This window comes from Bacillus sp. TH22 (assembly GCF_016651015.1).
GTDB lineage: Bacteria > Bacillota > Bacilli > Bacillales > Bacillaceae_G > Bacillus_A > Bacillus_A mycoides.
In genome coordinates this window covers 1,528,544-1,544,060 of record NZ_JAEKER010000001.1, presented here as the reverse complement: position 1 = coordinate 1,544,060, position 15,517 = coordinate 1,528,544, and the positions used below count along the sequence as shown (strand labels likewise).

At 36.1% G+C, this 15,517-nt stretch carries 17 protein-coding genes; 13 read left to right on the top strand and 4 right to left on the bottom strand.

Features of this window, described 5'->3' with window-relative positions; all coding sequences use genetic code 11:
- Positions 1-167 precede the first annotated feature (167 nt).
- From panB to JFU18_RS07670, 10 genes are all read left to right on the top strand, one after another.
- Positions 168-1,004, top strand: a complete 837-nt coding sequence (gene panB, locus JFU18_RS07715; RefSeq protein ID WP_061688850.1) for a 3-methyl-2-oxobutanoate hydroxymethyltransferase — start codon at positions 168-170, stop codon at positions 1,002-1,004.
- Entirely contained in the window at positions 1,004-1,852 is an 849-nt protein-coding gene (gene panC / locus JFU18_RS07710) for a pantoate--beta-alanine ligase (protein WP_201034934.1), read from the top strand. Before panB ends, panC begins: the two co-directional genes overlap by 1 nt.
- A gap of 12 nt (positions 1,853-1,864) precedes the next feature.
- Complete coding sequence (gene panD, locus JFU18_RS07705; protein ID WP_000490176.1) at positions 1,865-2,248, top strand: aspartate 1-decarboxylase; 384 nt, start codon at positions 1,865-1,867, stop codon at positions 2,246-2,248.
- 130 nt (positions 2,249-2,378) lie between these two features.
- The gene (gene dinG / locus JFU18_RS07700) at positions 2,379-5,183 is read left to right on the top strand and encodes an ATP-dependent DNA helicase DinG (RefSeq protein WP_201034935.1); all 2,805 of its coding nucleotides are present in this window, start codon (positions 2,379-2,381) and stop codon (positions 5,181-5,183) included.
- Between the two features lie 250 nt (positions 5,184-5,433).
- Positions 5,434-5,604, top strand: a complete 171-nt coding sequence (locus tag JFU18_RS07695) for a YpmA family protein (RefSeq protein WP_002166065.1) — start codon at positions 5,434-5,436, stop codon at positions 5,602-5,604.
- A 7-nt stretch (positions 5,605-5,611) separates the two neighbouring features.
- Entirely contained in the window at positions 5,612-6,115 is a 504-nt protein-coding gene (locus tag JFU18_RS07690; protein ID WP_002086588.1) for a cell wall elongation regulator TseB-like domain-containing protein, read from the top strand.
- 18 nt (positions 6,116-6,133) lie between these two features.
- Complete coding sequence (gene aspB / locus JFU18_RS07685) at positions 6,134-7,321, top strand: aspartate transaminase AspB (protein WP_085310109.1); 1,188 nt, start codon at positions 6,134-6,136, stop codon at positions 7,319-7,321.
- Between the two features lie 121 nt (positions 7,322-7,442).
- Positions 7,443-8,150, top strand: a complete 708-nt coding sequence (gene dnaD / locus JFU18_RS07680; RefSeq protein ID WP_000728546.1) for a DNA replication protein DnaD — start codon at positions 7,443-7,445, stop codon at positions 8,148-8,150.
- Between the two features lie 15 nt (positions 8,151-8,165).
- On the top strand, positions 8,166-8,813 hold the full coding sequence (gene nth / locus JFU18_RS07675; RefSeq protein ID WP_000933020.1) for an endonuclease III: 648 nt from the start codon (positions 8,166-8,168) through the stop codon (positions 8,811-8,813).
- 3 nt (positions 8,814-8,816) lie between these two features.
- Positions 8,817-9,335: a YpoC family protein gene (locus JFU18_RS07670; protein ID WP_085310111.1), complete on the top strand. Its 519-nt coding sequence runs from the start codon at positions 8,817-8,819 to the stop codon at positions 9,333-9,335.
- Between the two features lie 26 nt (positions 9,336-9,361).
- Here JFU18_RS07670 and JFU18_RS07665 read toward each other — a convergent pair whose 3' ends face one another.
- Positions 9,362-12,082 carry a penicillin-binding protein 1A gene (locus JFU18_RS07665; RefSeq protein WP_201034936.1) on the bottom strand — a complete coding sequence of 907 codons (2,721 nt, stop codon included), beginning with the start codon at positions 12,080-12,082 and terminating at the stop codon, positions 9,362-9,364.
- 66 nt (positions 12,083-12,148) lie between these two features.
- Positions 12,149-12,751 carry a Holliday junction resolvase RecU gene (recU, locus tag JFU18_RS07660; RefSeq protein ID WP_000155584.1) on the bottom strand — a complete coding sequence of 201 codons (603 nt, stop codon included), beginning with the start codon at positions 12,749-12,751 and terminating at the stop codon, positions 12,149-12,151.
- Between the two features lie 103 nt (positions 12,752-12,854).
- Here recU and JFU18_RS07655 point away from each other — a divergent pair, with 103 nt between their 5' ends.
- A complete protein-coding gene (locus JFU18_RS07655; protein WP_201032808.1) occupies positions 12,855-13,880 on the top strand; it encodes a DUF2515 domain-containing protein in 1,026 nt (341 codons plus the stop codon).
- 343 nt (positions 13,881-14,223) lie between these two features.
- Here JFU18_RS07655 and JFU18_RS30325 read toward each other — a convergent pair whose 3' ends face one another.
- Positions 14,224-14,370, bottom strand: a complete 147-nt coding sequence (locus JFU18_RS30325) for a phage portal protein (protein WP_306302660.1) — start codon at positions 14,368-14,370, stop codon at positions 14,224-14,226.
- A gap of 118 nt (positions 14,371-14,488) precedes the next feature.
- Here JFU18_RS30325 and JFU18_RS07650 point away from each other — a divergent pair, with 118 nt between their 5' ends.
- The gene (locus JFU18_RS07650; protein WP_002030820.1) at positions 14,489-14,731 is read left to right on the top strand and encodes a hypothetical protein; all 243 of its coding nucleotides are present in this window, start codon (positions 14,489-14,491) and stop codon (positions 14,729-14,731) included.
- A gap of 15 nt (positions 14,732-14,746) precedes the next feature.
- Positions 14,747-15,091, top strand: coding sequence for a YppE family protein (locus tag JFU18_RS07645; protein ID WP_002011864.1), 345 nt, complete (start codon positions 14,747-14,749; stop codon positions 15,089-15,091).
- 178 nt (positions 15,092-15,269) lie between these two features.
- Here the strand turns inward: JFU18_RS07645 and JFU18_RS07640 are convergent, their stop codons facing one another.
- A complete protein-coding gene (locus JFU18_RS07640; RefSeq protein ID WP_002030817.1) occupies positions 15,270-15,461 on the bottom strand; it encodes a YppF family protein in 192 nt (63 codons plus the stop codon).
- Between the last annotated feature and the right edge of the window lie 56 nt (positions 15,462-15,517).

The window sequence follows — 15,517 nt, the reverse complement described above, 5'->3', positions numbered from 1 at the left end:
GTATGAAAAAATAATAATTTGGATTCTGCCTTGATCCAATAACGGACTGGGACAGAGGGATGAATAATGCCGACTAACACACAACCCTTCTGCCCTTTTATGGCCAGAGGGGTTTTTTTATATGATTTCGGCCATCTCCTCTCTCCTGCATAAAGGAGGAGTAGTTTTTGAAAACAAAAACAGATTTTTTGAAAATGAAAGAGCAAGGTGAGCCGATTACAATGCTAACGGCGTATGATTATCCATCTGCTAAATTAGCAGAAGAAGCTAAAGTCGATATGATTTTAGTGGGTGATTCTCTAGGAATGGTTGTACTTGGGTATGATTCAACAGTTCCAGTAACAGTAGAGGATATGATTCATCATACGAAAGCTGTACGCCGCGGAGCGAAAGAGACGTTTATTGTAACTGATATGCCATTTATGTCTTATCATGTCTCATCGCAAGATACGATGATTAATGCACGTCGCATTGTTCAAGAGAGCGGGGCACATGCATTAAAGGTAGAAGGTGCTGGAGAAGTTATATCAACTATTCACTACTTAACGAATGCGGGAATTCCCGTTGTGGCGCATTTAGGTTTAACTCCTCAATCTGTAGGAGTGCTAGGTGGGTATAAAGTACAAGGGAAAGATGCTGAAAGTGCAAAAAAATTAATAGAAGATGCAAAGAAATGTGAGGAAGCTGGTGCGATAGCACTTGTGCTAGAATGTGTGCCAATGCAATTAGCAGAACTTATTTCAGAGCAGTTAACAATTCCTACAATCGGAATTGGAGCAGGACAAAAAGTAGATGGGCAAGTTCTTGTATACCACGATCTTATCTCGTACGGCGTAAATCGTGTTCCGAAATTTGTGAAGCAATATACGTCTGTTCAAGAGGAGATTGTGCGAGGGATTTCGCAATACGTTACTGAAGTAAAGACAGGGCAATTTCCTGAAGAAAAACATTCATTCACAATGAAAGAGGAAGAGTGCTTAGCGTTATACGGAGGAAAACAATAATGAAAATCATAACTACAGTGCAAGAGATGCAGCAAATTACAAACGAACTGCATGCAAGTGGAAAAAGTATCGGTTTTGTTCCAACGATGGGGTATTTACACGAAGGGCATGCTACGTTACTACGTAAGGCAAGGGAAGAAAATGAAATTGTAGTTTTAAGTGTATTTGTAAATCCACTACAATTTGGACCAAATGAAGATTTAGATCGATACCCACGTGATATTGATAGAGATGAAAATGTAGCAAAAGAAAATGGTGTTGATTATTTATTTTATCCGAGTGTAGAAGAGATGTATCCAGCAGAACAAACGACAACAGTAGAAGTTGTGAAGCGTACGGACGTATTATGTGGCAAACAAAGACCTGGTCATTTCGCTGGTGTTGCGACTGTACTAATGAAACTATTTAATATTACATTGCCAACGCGTGCTTATTTCGGTATGAAAGATGCACAGCAAGTAGCTGTAATTGAAGGATTCGTAACTGATTTTAATATTCCCGTTACGATCGTACCAGTTGATATTGTAAGGGAAGAAGATGGATTAGCGAAAAGTTCTCGTAATGTGTATTTATCACTAGAAGAACGTGAAGAGGCTCCTCATTTATACGGCAGTCTATGTATAGCGAAAGAACGAATTGAGGCAGGCGAACGTAATCCGGAAATCATTATGAATCTTGTGAAAGAGCATATTGAGAAGTATACGAAAGGCACTGTAGATTATACTGATTTATATGCATATCCTTCATTAAAAGCAATAAATAAAATTGAAGGAAGAATCATTTTAGCGATTGCAGTTAAGTTTGAAAATGTACGATTAATTGACAATATAACATTAATGGGGAAATAAGGGGGAGCATCTATGTTTCGCACAATGATGAGAGCGAAGTTACATCGTGCAACTGTAACAGAAGCAAATTTAAATTATGTAGGTAGTATTACAATTGATGAAGATTTAATGGATGCAGTAAATATTGTAGAAAATGAAAAAGTACAAATTGTAAATAACAACAATGGAGCTCGCTTAGAGACATATGTTATTAAAGGAGAGCGTGGTAGCGGTGTTGTGTGTTTAAATGGTGCAGCTGCAAGGCTTGTACAACCGGGGGATAAAGTTATTATTATTTGCTATGGTTTAGTGGCAGAAGAAAATATTCATAAACAAGAGCCGAAAATTGCAGTATTAGACGATGATAATCAAATTATTGAAATGTTAGGTGCTGAAAAAGCTGGCACGATATTATAAGTAGGAAAGCTATCTCTAATTAAGGAGATAGCTTTTTTGTGCATCTTTTCATTAAGATGAGGTAAAACGTGGTATAGTAACATTATATAATTTTTGTGTTTGATAGGTAAGAAATTGAGGTGTTACATATATGAGTAAGCGTTATGTCGTTGTTGATTTAGAGACGACAGGGAACTCCTGGAAGGATGGGAAGGATAAAATCACCCAAATTGCAGCTGTTGTAGTGGAAGATGGAGAGATATTAGAGATTTTTTCATCTTTTATTAATCCGAAGAGAGAGATTCCCCTATTTATTACAGAATTAACTGGGATTGATGAAAATCTTGTAAAACAAGCCCCGTTATTTCGAGATGTAGCCCCGATGATTGTTGAGCTATTACAAGGTGCGGCTTTTGTTGCACATAACGTTCACTTTGATTGGAATTTTTTAAATGAAGAATTAAGGCAGGCTGGATATACAGAAGTACATTGTCCTAAAATTGATACAGTTGAATTGGCGCAAATTCTTTTGCCGACAGCTGATAGTTATAAATTACGTGATTTAGCTAAGCAGCATGAACTAGAGCACGATCAACCACATCGTGCGGATAGTGATGCTCTTGCAACAGCGGAGTTGTTTTTACAATTTTTAAGTGAAATTGAAAAGTTACCACTTGTCACATTACAATCGCTTTATGAATTAAGTGATGTTTTCCAAAGTGATATAGCTGATGTACTTTCTGAAAATATTTTAAAGAAAATGATGCATGGTAAAGAAGAGGCAGAGGAGTATGAGGTGTATCGAAATATTGCGCTTCGAAAGCGGAATTATTCTTTAAGCCTCAGTGAAATATACTCATCTAAATTTGATGCTTTCTTACATAAGACAATCGATAAACTTGAATTGAATATGCCAAAGTTTGAAAAAAGAGAAAGCCAACAAATTATGATGAAGGAAATATATACAGCGCTAAGAGATTCTAGGTTTTCACTGATTGAAGCAGGAACAGGTACGGGGAAGACGCTTGCATATTTACTTCCAGGTATTTATTTCGCAAAGAAAAAAGAAGAACCTATCATTATAAGTACACAAACTGTACAATTGCAACAACAAATACTAGAAAAAGAAATTCCTTTATTAAAGAAAATAATGCCATTTTCATTTGAAGTAGCTCTTCTGAAAGGAAGAAAGCATTATCTGTGTCTACATAAATTTGAATATGCTTTGCAAGAGGAAGAGAAAAATTATGATATGGCGCTCACAAAGGCAAAAATTTTAGTGTGGTTATTGCGAACGGAAACTGGCGATCGTGATGAATTAAATATTCCTGAGGGCGGCAAGTTACTTTGGAACCGTATTTGTAGTGATGTACATAGTCCAGGCGGGATGCAAAGCAACTGGTATAGTCGTTGTTTTTATCAAAGAGCAAAGAATAAAGCATTATTTGCAGATATCGTTATTACAAATCATGCGTTATTATTTCAAGATTTTTCAAGTGAAGAACCACTGTTTGCTTCATGTGAACATATTATTTTTGATGAAGCTCATCATATCGAGGAAGCGGCGAGTAGAACATTAGGTGAACAGTTCTCATGCATGTATTTTCAATTAGCTTTATCTCGTCTTGGTACGCTTGAAACAGATGATGTACTTTCTAAAGTATATAAAATGATGAAAAAATCAGAGCAAGCATCGCGTTCGACTTTCCGTATGGTGAGTCATAGCTTGAAGGAATTGAAATTTGATGCGGATGAACTATTTCAAATGTTACGGACTTTCGTATTTAAACAAACAAAGCAGGAACAAGGGATGAGCAATATGCCACTCATTTATCGATATAACACGGAAGTAGAGAAAGGTAAGTTATGGGATAGCATTACCGAGTTAACAAATCGATTTGTGTATGATGTAAGAAAGTTATTGACTACACTTGAGAAGCAAGTTGAAATATTGCAAAGTAAATTAGAATGGGAGATGCATGTCGTTACAGGTGAATTTATGCATTTAATTGAGTTGTTGAGAAAGATGGCACAATCTTTACAATTACTCATTTTAGAAAAAAATTCATACGTGACATGGATGGAGACTGAAACGAAGGGAACGATTCATTCAACAGTTCTATATGCGCAGCCTGTTCATATTGGTGAAAGATTTGCTGATGAATTTTTAACCCAGAAAAAGAGTGTTATTTTCACATCAGCAACGTTAACAGTTAATGATTCATTTGACTATATAAAAGAGGAGCTAGGTTTACATGATTTTGCTCCCAATACATTAAAGGTTCCATCACCATTCCGTTTTGAAGAGCAAATGAAATTAATGGTTTCAACGGATGTACCTTTTATTAAGAAAGCAAGTAATGAAGAATATATTGAGTCTATATCGGCACATATTGCGAAAATAGCGAAAGCTACAAAAGGTAGAATGCTCGTTTTATTCACTTCGTATGAAATGTTGAAAGAAGCGTATACGAATTTGAAAAATGATGAGACATTAGAAGGATATTTATTATTAACGCAAAGTGTGAATAATAAGAGCCGAAGTCGTCTAATCCGCAAATTCCAGGAGTTCGACAAATCGATTTTGTTAGGAACAAGTAGTTTTTGGGAAGGGATAGATATACCTGGAGATGCCCTAAGCTGTCTTGTCATTGTCCGTCTGCCTTTTACCCCTCCTCATCAGCCGATGATGGAAGCAAAAGGAGAGTGGTTAAAAAATCAAGGAGAAGACGTATTCGATAAGTTGGCGCTCCCGCAAGCAATCTTGCGTTTCAAACAAGGGTTTGGTCGTCTTATTAGAACAAATACAGATACGGGAACTGTATTTGTATTAGATCGTCGTTTGACAAGTTCTTCCTATGGAAAACGATTTTTACAATCAATCCCAACTGTACCGCTCTATGAAGGACCGTTAGAAGAATTGTTAGTACAGTTAGAAGAATCGTCAAATGAATAAAATTGGAAGAAAAATACGCCTGAAGGACATTTAAACTTCAGGCGTAAAAAATGTGGGTAGGAGGAATTTTATTTTTCTTACTTCTTGTATACAAAATATATTGCTTTTCGATTTGAAACCTTTTTTTGCTGTACATGTCCTGCTATAATAGATGGGTGATGAAGCAGGGGTTGTAAAGAATGTACTCTTATTGTAACCGCATTGCGTTCTTCTATAATTAGAAATTTTTGTGTAACGGAGGAGTTTTTTCATGGATAAGAAAATCGAAGTCCTATCAACGACGCGTATTAAATATTCGTCTGACTTGTATAAAATTGTTGATGGTTTGAATCGTACGTTAAAAGAGCAGGACCTCATGTTCGGATTAGCATTAGACGAAAAAGATAAAGAAATAGCTGTATTTACGATTTACAGAACGTAGTGATACAATGAAAAAGTGGATCTTTACAATCATTATCGTTATCGTTGCTAGCGGAATATATGGGGCATATGTTTATAATAAAGCGATGGAAAAGAAAATTCCAAAAGAGTCAAAGTCTGTAGAAATTGCGAAAGAAAAGGCAAAGCTTACAAAGGTAAATACCGTTGATTATTATAACGGAAAATCTTCATATACAGTCGTACAAGGTACAGATGAAAAAGGAGAACAACTTATCGTTTGGGTGCCTGATAAAAAAGGAAATGTCCTTGTGAAGAAAAAGAGCGAAGGTATTTCTAAAAAAGAAGCTTTGCAAAAATTGGCTGAACAAGCTACAGGAGAAGGTGCTGAGCCGAAGCCGAAACCAAAAGAAATTATAAAAGTAAAATTAGGTGCTCAAAACGATATTCCATTGTGGGAAATTACATATATTGATCAGGAAGATCGTTATACGTATTACTATTTAGAGTTTCAAAATGGGGTTTATGCTGGACACTACAGCATTGAAAAATAGATGTAGGGGGAACTACAAATGAAATTAGCAAAGCGAGTAGCTGCTTTAACACCATCTGCAACTTTAGAAATTACAGCAAAGGCACAAGCATTAAAAGCAGAAGGTCATGATGTAATTGCGTTAGGGGCAGGAGAACCTGACTTTAATACGCCAAAACATATTATGGATGCTGCGCATAAAGCGATGTTAGAAGGACATACGAAATATACACCAACAGGTGGATTACAAGCGTTAAAACAAGAAATTGTGAAGAAGTTTACTCGTGATCAAGGAATTGCGTATGATCCATCTGAAATTATTGTATGTAATGGTGCCAAGCATGCATTATATACATTATTCCAAGTGTTACTTGATGAAGGAGATGAAGTTATCATCCCAACTCCTTATTGGGTAAGTTATCCTGAGCAAGTAAAGCTTGCTGGTGGTAAGCCAGTTTATGTAGAAGGTCTAGAAGGCAATGAGTACAAAATTACAGCAAAGCAGCTGCGTGAGGCAATTACAGAGAAAACGAAAGCTGTTATTATTAATTCACCGAGCAATCCAACAGGGATGATTTACAGCAAAGAAGAATTACAACAGCTTGGAGAAGTATGTTTAGAGCATGATATCTTAATCGTTTCAGATGAGATTTATGAAAAATTAATTTATGATGACGCGGAATATACTTCAATTGCCCAGCTTTCTAATGTATTAAAAGAACAAACACTTATTATTAATGGTGTATCTAAATCACATTCTATGACAGGTTGGCGTATTGGATATGCAGCAGGAAATAAGCAGCTTATTAAAGCGATGACGAACTTAGCGAGTCATAGTACGTCAAACCCTACTTCAATTGCTCAATACGGTGCAATTGCTGCGTATGCAGGCTCACAAGAACCTGTAGAAACAATGCGTCAAGCGTTTGAAGAAAGATTGAACATTATTTATGATAAATTAATTCAAATTCCTGGTTTCACTTGCATTAAGCCACAAGGTGCTTTTTACTTATTCCCAAATGTAAAAGAAGCCGTAGCGTTAGCTGGGTATGATACAGTTGATGAGTGGGCAAAAGCATTATTAGAAGAAGAAAAGGTGGCTCTTGTTCCAGGTACAGGATTTGGTGCACCAAATAACGTTCGATTATCGTATGCGACATCTCTTGAGCAAGTTGAGAAAGCATTAGAACGAATTCATACGTTCATGAAAAGTAAAGTACAGGCTTAATCGTTTGTTTCTTGTAGTAAATGGCAAAAAACCTCCTTATATATAGGGAGGTTTTTTTGACGAATTGTGGCAAAAAGAAATGGCTAAAGGTGTGTTATACTAGAGAACGAGGTGTTTGGTGATGAAAAAGAAAATGATGTTACAATGGTTTGAACAGGGAAGCATAGCGATTCCTAAATTGCTTATGATGCATTATAAAAAGCTAGGTTTAAATGAGACGGAATTTATGGTAGTACTTCATGTACACACATTTTTAGAATCAGGTAATTCGTTCCCGACTCCTTCAGAGATTTCAGAACGGATGACGATAACAGAAATGAAATGCATGGAAGTGATTCAGACTTTAATCCAAAAAGGTTTTTTAGCACTAGAAGGTGGACGAAGATCTGAAGCGATGATGTGTGAAAGTTATTCTTTACAACCACTGTGGGAAAAAATATTGCACTTTTTAATGAATGAATCTATAGAAGAAGAGCAAAAAGAACAAAAGCAAATTCAAGTAAATTTATATACAGTATTTGAAAAAGAATTCGGAAGACCACTTTCGCCATTTGAATGTGAAACATTAGGGATGTGGGAAGATCAAGATCAACACCATCCGAATTTAATTCAAGCGGCTCTTCGTGAAGCTGTTATGAGTGGTAAACTTAATTTCCGGTATATTGATCGTATTTTGTTTGAGTGGAAAAAGAACGGAATTAAAACGGTAGATCAAGCGCAAAATCAAGGCCAGAAATTTAGAGCGAATCAACAACGCACACAACAAACGACAAAACAAGAGACGAAATTTACTGGGAAAGTGCCTTTTTATAATTGGTTGGAGCAGTAGTGTAGGAGGAAAGATATGTTGAACAAAACGCAAATTCGTTATTGTTTAGATACAATGGCGGATATGTATCCAGAAGCGCATTGTGAGTTAATTCATGATAATCCATTTGAACTTGTAATCGCAGTGGCATTATCTGCGCAATGTACAGATGCACTTGTGAATAAAGTGACGAAAAACTTATTTCAAAAATATAAAACACCAGAAGATTATTTAAGTGTGTCTTTAGAAGAATTACAACAAGATATACGTTCCATTGGATTGTTTAGAAATAAGGCGAAAAATATTCAAAAATTGTGCCGGATGTTACTAGATGATTATAACGGGAAAGTTCCAGAAGACCGTGATGAGCTGACGAAATTACCAGGAGTAGGGAGAAAGACAGCGAATGTAGTTGTTTCGGTAGCGTTTGGGATTCCAGCGATTGCTGTTGATACGCATGTAGAGAGAGTGAGTAAACGGTTAGCAATTTGTAGATGGAAAGATTCTGTGTTAGAAGTGGAAAAGACATTGATGAAGAAAATTCCAATGGATGAGTGGGGAGTTACACACCACCGTATGATTTTCTTCGGACGTTATTACTGTAAGGCGCAGCGACCACAATGTGAAGAGTGTCGATTACTAGAAATATGTCGCGAAGGAAAGAAACGAATGAAGGGGAAATAAAGGATGGAGCGAGTTATAGAAATACCGAAAGAGTTTCGGTGCGTACCATTTTTTAAAGAGAGTGCAAATTCGATTACGTATCACACAGACCAATCTTTTGAAGAGATAATACAAAATACTTACTTTATATTTGATATTGAAAGAAAATATGAGCCATGGAATGAAATTGAAACAAGTATTCCAGCGGTGTTAAATATATGGAAAAGCAAGCATGAAGAAATTGCTATACTATTTCGGCACAGAAAAAAACAAGAAGCTGAGGGTCCGATGATTCTTTTTGCAGCGCACTTTCTATCGGTTATATATTGGTTAAATGAGCAGCCTGTTCATAGTTTGAATGAGATGCAAGTAAATACGAATAAATTGGAAGTACAACCTGTTAATTTTATGGAGCGATATTCATTTATTATAAAGAAACCGAGTAATTACCATTCGTATATTCAATTAGTACAGTTGTATATCGAAATAGAAAAGCTATATGTAAAGAAAATGATAACAAAAAAGAAGTCGGTTTCTCATTAAGAGAAACCGACTTCTTTTTTTGTTTATTAAGACTCTGTTGTAACAACATTTCCGTCCGCGTGAGGTGTATCTCCCCCGTTATTTTGTTGCTGTTGCTGTTGTTGCTCTTCATCTTTTTTTCTAGCTTCTTCGTCAGCTTTTCTCTTAGCTTCTTCGTCGGCTTTTCTCTTAGCTTCTTCGTCAGCTTTCTTCTTAGCCTCTTCGTCAGCGGCTTTCTTTTGAGCTTCTTCTTGCTGTTTACGTTGTTGTTCTTGTTGCTGCTGTTGTTCTTGTTGTTTACGTTGTTGTTCTTGTTGTTGCTGTTGCTGTTGTTCTTGCTGTTTACGCTGATCTTCATCAGCTTTTTTCTTAGCTTCTTCTTGTTTTAGTTTATCTTCATTGGTCTTTTTCAGGGCTTCTTCGTCAGCTTTTTTCTTAGCTTCTTCGTCAGCTTTTTTCGCATCTGGAGTTCCGCCAGGGGCAGTGAAGGATGCACCAACTGCAGGGCTTGTTCCAGTACCCTTTTTCGCTACTACAGAGAAACTGTAAGTAACACCTGGTTTAATACCACCAAGAGTAGCTGTCGTACCGCTTACTGATAAGCTACCACTAGAACCGTCAGTAGCTTTATAGCTTGCTGCGTATGCATCAACATTTGATGATGGTCCAGACCAGTTCAGTGTCACTGTGCTAGCGCCATCGAAAGCGACATTAAGGCCACTAGGTGGATCTACTTTAATTTCTTTAACTGCATCTTTTTTCGCACCTTTAATGTACAGTTCTCCATTTAATTCTTGTACAGAAGAAGGGCGCTCGAAACGAGATTTATCCGTAGCGAATTTGCTCATCATTACTTGGAACATTTGTTGTGCAATTTTAGTATAACGATCGCTAATGTAATTTTCTGGGCTATCTTTTTCATAACCAGTCCATACAGCCATTGTATATTGTGGTGTATATCCTGCGAACCAACTATCTCTGTTGGCATCTGCTGGAATACCGTATTTTTTAATAACAGATTTATCAAAGTTTTGTGTTCCTGTTTTACCAGCAACGTCGAATCCAGAAACATATGCTGTTGGCCCTGTACCGCCAGAACCAGGTTTTACTACGTCACGAAGAACGTCAGTAACCATGTAAGCTGTATAGTCGTGCATTGCACGCTGTTCTTTCGGTTTAAAGCTTTTCTTTTTTCCATCTGGGAAAATAACTTCTTTAACGAAATGAGGTTTATTGTATACACCGTCATTTCCAAATGCTGCATAAGCTCCAGCGACATCTAACGGAGAGCCTTCATTACTACCGATTGCAGTAGATTCATATGCTTTCCCATCTTTAAACGTCATTCCTAAACCTTCAGCAAACTCTTGTGACTTAGGAATACCGACTGCTTGAGCTGTTTTTAAAGCCGGGATGTTTAATGACTTCTTCAATGCTTCACGAAGTGAAACGTCACCTTTAAAATTACCTGTAGCATTTTTAATCTTTGTGCCATTAGAGTAAGTATATTCAGAGTCATTTAATTGATGATAAGTAGACCATTGAAGATTCTCAATTGCTGGACCATAGTCGAAAATTGGTTTCATTGTTGAACCAACTTGGCGTTTTAAATCAACTGCCATATTATGACCTTTGAAAGTAGACTTACTTTCTTTACGCCCAGCACCAATTGCTCGAACTTCTCCAGACTGTGTATCCATAAATACAAATGATCCTTGGAACTGATCGTTTGGATACTTAATGAGATTGCCATCCATAATTTTCTCAGCGTAATCTTGAGCATCTTGATCAAGTGTTGTATGAATCGTTAAACCATCTGAACCGATATTTACATCAGGGTATTCTTTTTCAACTTCCTTTACAACAGCATCTATAAATGCTTGATACTTCATTTCAGTCACTTCTGAAGATGGAAGAAGTCCTTGTATTACAGGGATTTGCATCGCATCATTCATTTCTTGTTTCGTTATATACCCGTGTCGATTCATTAATGTTAATACGATATTACGACGTTTCGTTGCTCTATCGACGTTATCTGGTTTTGTTGGATCATAAATGTTAGGACCTTGGGGTAAACCAGCGAGCATTGCAGCTTCGTGTAGTTGTATGTCTTTTAAATCTTTGCCGTAATATTTTTTGGCAGCTGTGGAAATACCATAAGAGCGATTACCTAAGTTAATCTTATTTAAGTACATTTCTAAAATTTCATGTTTTGAGTACTGTTGCTCTAACTTATAAGATAGGTACCATTCCTGCACTTTTCTTTTTGCAGTTTTGTCCATCGTTAGAAAATAGTTTTTAACTACTTGCTGTGTAATCGTACTACCGCCTTGTGATCCAAAACCACCAGTGACATTTTCCATGACTGCCATTCCAGTACGCCTAAAATCAATTCCATTATGATCGTAGAAACGAGCATCCTCAGTCGCAAGGAATGCACTTTCAATTACTTTTGGAATTTGATCGTATGTAACATGGGTTCGTTTTTCAGCACCGTATTCATAGAAGAAATTCCCGTTTTTATCAAGGAATTTTGTTGATAAAGGATTGACTAGCTTTGATTTGTCTAGTTTTGGAGCGTCCTTTACCATAACAAAGAAGGCCGAAACGCCAGCTACGAGACCGACGATACCAAGAAGTAGACAACCTATAAGAAATCTCTTGAAAAAGGAACCTTTTTTCTTTGGTTTTTCTTCTTTATTATTTGTTTCTTTCGTTTGATTTTTCACATGATTTCGTTCTGTACGAGAACGATAATTATCTGACATTATACTTTCTCCTACCTTTCATTCTCTCCCCCAAAAGTCGAAAAAAGAGCCTTAGTGATGACTCTATCACGAAAAATAAACCGTGTCTAGTACGCGGATATAATCAATTCGAGGGTGATAACCGCATGATAATAAAGACCCATGCTCTTCTATTTCTTGTTTTGTAATCGATTTACGTCCACCAGTATTTTGACGATTCCAAAATGCAATAATATGTTTTGCATCTAATAAATAAAATTCATCAAAAAGTGTAAATTTAATAATAACAAATGCAATTCCATTATGAGCGACTACTTGCTTCATATGTTCAATTTGATGAAGGTGGAAGTTTTGAAGTGGAAAACTGGTTTTATTTTTAGTTTCTTTCGCTTCAAAATCGATGTATTTCCCTTTGTATACACCGTTGTAATCTGTTGTAGAAGGTTGTTTGAAATACGCTTCTTTTACCACTGCAGCACTTCGAGCGGGGTAATCTACTTTTACAATTTGAAGAGGTGTAGGTTTTTTATGTACGCATGCAATATTATGGGTTAAGTAATATTGATTGGTTTCATTCAATTCCTCTTCAAGGGACATACCTCTATTACTGTAAGTATGTTTTTTTATTGGTGTTTTATGAGGTTGTGAAGCTTGATCGTACCTTTTTCCATTTGGGTAACGAATGGTCATGTTTTGTCCACTCCCAACTTGATAAGAATTACTTACAAAGGTGATTATATCAAAAAATGAAAAAAGATGTGACCTTTTTCAAGAAAGGTATGGTGACTTACTCATGTTTCGATGGAATGATTATGAAAAAATTAAACAGAACCGTAATGATATTTTTTGTACAGAAGAGGAAAAAGTTATAGTTCTTAATATTAAGAAGAGAACGGATGTAGCTAACGTAGATAATATTTCACGTACACAAACTTACCAAGAATATTATTTGAGAAATAGAGAAATTAGATGGTCTTTTTTAGCGAGTATGGTTTCAAGGAATGGGGGATGGAACATGACAGATTTAGAAGGAGAATATTATTCTAATCTTTTATCTCAAACAGTTAAGAGACGATTATTTCTTTTGTATGAGAAAGCTAATTGGCTCATTTTCTTAGATGCATTTCCTCAACTATTATTGTATGAGGAAAGTAAAAAGAGATGTGCGCCGCTCTTCCATTTGTTACAATTTTTCAACATATCAATTTTTATGGAAAAAGAATGGGGCGCGTTTTGGGAGAAAAAAGATATAAATAGGCTTATGACGGCACTTATTATTAATGAACAAAATAAAATTCAAAAACCAGTAATTGAGAATGCATACTTTCAAAAATATGTATTTGATACTGCACTGTTCAAATTTCAAGAAATATTTCATGTTAGTGCAGTTATTTTTCCAACGGTGGAAGGGGGAATGTATGGATTTTCAGTTTATCAATTTGAAACGTTGCAAAAACGTATAGAACTGGGGAAGCAATTAGCTTGGTTATTATTTCATTCAAAGTATAAGTCTTCTTTTTATAAATTTGCAGTGCAAACTAGGCATACAGGGTCAAGAATGGATTATGAATGTAATATAAGGGGCATTAGAAAATCACGTACGCCGGCTCTTCGGGATGTGTATTCTATTGTCACTCATGAAAAATTAATTGAAAAAGATTGGTTTAGTGAAGGGTTGGAAATAGATTCATTATTTTTACTTGAAAAACCTAAGGGGGAAATTAATATAACAGAATGGTATAGAAAGAAGAGGGAGCAAATACATACTCTTTCTATATTAAGTAGTTTTGTTAAAAGAATAGATGAGTTCATGATATAATAAAGAAGTCCCGCCTTCTTAAATGAGGGCGGGACTTCTTTATTAAAAGTAATATGCTCTACAACAAGTTACTTTCTAATCGGCTATTTGCCGGCAGTACGACTTTAACTTCAACACTTATCGAAAGCGAAGAGGTAAGGTAGACTAGAAAATAGTTGTTTGTAAAAGCCACTTTGGTTAAAGTGTCATTTTATCCCGCTATTTGCGGACAGTAAAACTCCCACCTCAAAATTTGGCTGGAGCAAAGAAGGTAGGTGGAAGCCCTGCTGTCCGTAAACACCCGATTGGTGCGGGCTAATAATCAGTGGGGGATGAACAAAACCCGACTGATTAAAGTTTCACTTTATGTAGCGGGGAAATTTGGACCATCAAGCTTTGGATTACCAGTCTCAGGTTTGTTTTGTTGTTTGTTTTGCTTTTTCTTTTTTTCGTTTTTATTTTTTGCCATCGTAATACACCTCCTTTTTGTATTGTTACCATTTCTAATAATGGCATACTAAATGATTTCTTTGACGAATATCAACTAGTTTTGTCATGTGAGAAGGAGTAATTAATCAATCGGCGAAATTACATGACAAAGGAAAGGCAAAGAAGGGGGCGTTTTAAATATGGCGATGGTTCAGAAGGAAGATGTTATGAAAAAAATGGATCAAATGTTAAGTTCTCTCGATTTGCTGGAAATGAAGATTGGGATTAGAATGAATCATGCATTGAAGGATAAAGGTGAAAAAATACGCAATAAGATAGAAATAACAGAAATGCATATAGAACATATGGAAAATAAATTAGTGCATCACGAAGAAAAAGGGAGCTGGGTAAAGACATTTCAAAACGTCGTAGTGAGTGCATAATAAGGTGGGAACAAAATGGGACATGAAGCATTAATCCAGTCTTCGGAGAAGTTAATGCAGTATAATGATGAAGCGAATGTGAAAAAAAGAGAGATGGCTGAATATGATTTTTATAAGGATATGAAGCCATTTGTTGATATTGTAGATGCGGAGTTAGAGATGTGGAAAGAATTAGCTTATAGGTGGATAAAGGAAGAACGACCTAAGTATATACATGTACAACAAATTGATCAAGTGTATGATAATTTACAAACTAATGTGCTACAATGTTTTGTTAATAAGGGAAAAGGCAAACGTTTCTTTGAAACTCATCAAGCTATTTCGTATACTTTGCAAAATATCGTAGATCAATGTAAATAACAAGAGGGAAAACCCTCTTGTTTTTTTATCCCGCGTTAACGGGCAGTAAGACTCCCACCTCAAAACTCGGCTGAAACAATGAAGTTAGGTGGGAGATCAACTGCCCGTAAAAGCCCGATTGGTGAAGGCTAATAATCAGTGGGGGATGAACAAAACCCCCACTGATTAAAGTTTCACTTTATGCCTCTGTCACTGTTGTAGGTTTTGTTGCACCGTTTATTTCTAACTCTCGTATTAATGTTCGGTAATCTGATATGCATACTTTTCCTTCAAGATAACAATGTCTTGCAAAGTCTAACAGTTCATTCGAATTTTCTGTGTAATACCCCTTTTTTTGAGAAAACGCTTGTTTTAAATCCCCTAATACCATGTTGATTCCTCCCCATGAGAATCTTCTTCCTTATTATCATAGCATGGAAGGGTTTA

Bases quoted from the DNA above. Each gene is read 5' to 3' on its own strand.
- recU (WP_000155584.1), bottom strand. From the start codon at position 12,751: ATGACCATTCGTTACCCAAATGGAAAAAGGTACGATCAAGCTTCACAA.
- aspB (WP_085310109.1), top strand. From the start codon at position 6,134: ATGAAATTAGCAAAGCGAGTAGCTGCTTTAACACCATCTGCAACTTTA.
- JFU18_RS07645 (WP_002011864.1), top strand. From the start codon at position 14,747: ATGGGACATGAAGCATTAATCCAGTCTTCGGAGAAGTTAATGCAGTAT.
- JFU18_RS07650 (WP_002030820.1), top strand. From the start codon at position 14,489: ATGGCGATGGTTCAGAAGGAAGATGTTATGAAAAAAATGGATCAAATG.
- nth (WP_000933020.1), top strand. From the start codon at position 8,166: ATGTTGAACAAAACGCAAATTCGTTATTGTTTAGATACAATGGCGGAT.
- JFU18_RS07655 (WP_201032808.1), top strand. From the start codon at position 12,855: ATGTTTCGATGGAATGATTATGAAAAAATTAAACAGAACCGTAATGAT.
- panD (WP_000490176.1), top strand. From the start codon at position 1,865: ATGTTTCGCACAATGATGAGAGCGAAGTTACATCGTGCAACTGTAACA.
- JFU18_RS07665 (WP_201034936.1), bottom strand. From the start codon at position 12,082: ATGTCAGATAATTATCGTTCTCGTACAGAACGAAATCATGTGAAAAAT.
- panC (WP_201034934.1), top strand. From the start codon at position 1,004: ATGAAAATCATAACTACAGTGCAAGAGATGCAGCAAATTACAAACGAA.
- JFU18_RS07640 (WP_002030817.1), bottom strand. From the start codon at position 15,461: ATGGTATTAGGGGATTTAAAACAAGCGTTTTCTCAAAAAAAGGGGTAT.
- dnaD (WP_000728546.1), top strand. From the start codon at position 7,443: ATGAAAAAGAAAATGATGTTACAATGGTTTGAACAGGGAAGCATAGCG.
- JFU18_RS07670 (WP_085310111.1), top strand. From the start codon at position 8,817: ATGGAGCGAGTTATAGAAATACCGAAAGAGTTTCGGTGCGTACCATTT.
- dinG (WP_201034935.1), top strand. From the start codon at position 2,379: ATGAGTAAGCGTTATGTCGTTGTTGATTTAGAGACGACAGGGAACTCC.
- JFU18_RS07695 (WP_002166065.1), top strand. From the start codon at position 5,434: ATGGATAAGAAAATCGAAGTCCTATCAACGACGCGTATTAAATATTCG.
- JFU18_RS07690 (WP_002086588.1), top strand. From the start codon at position 5,612: ATGAAAAAGTGGATCTTTACAATCATTATCGTTATCGTTGCTAGCGGA.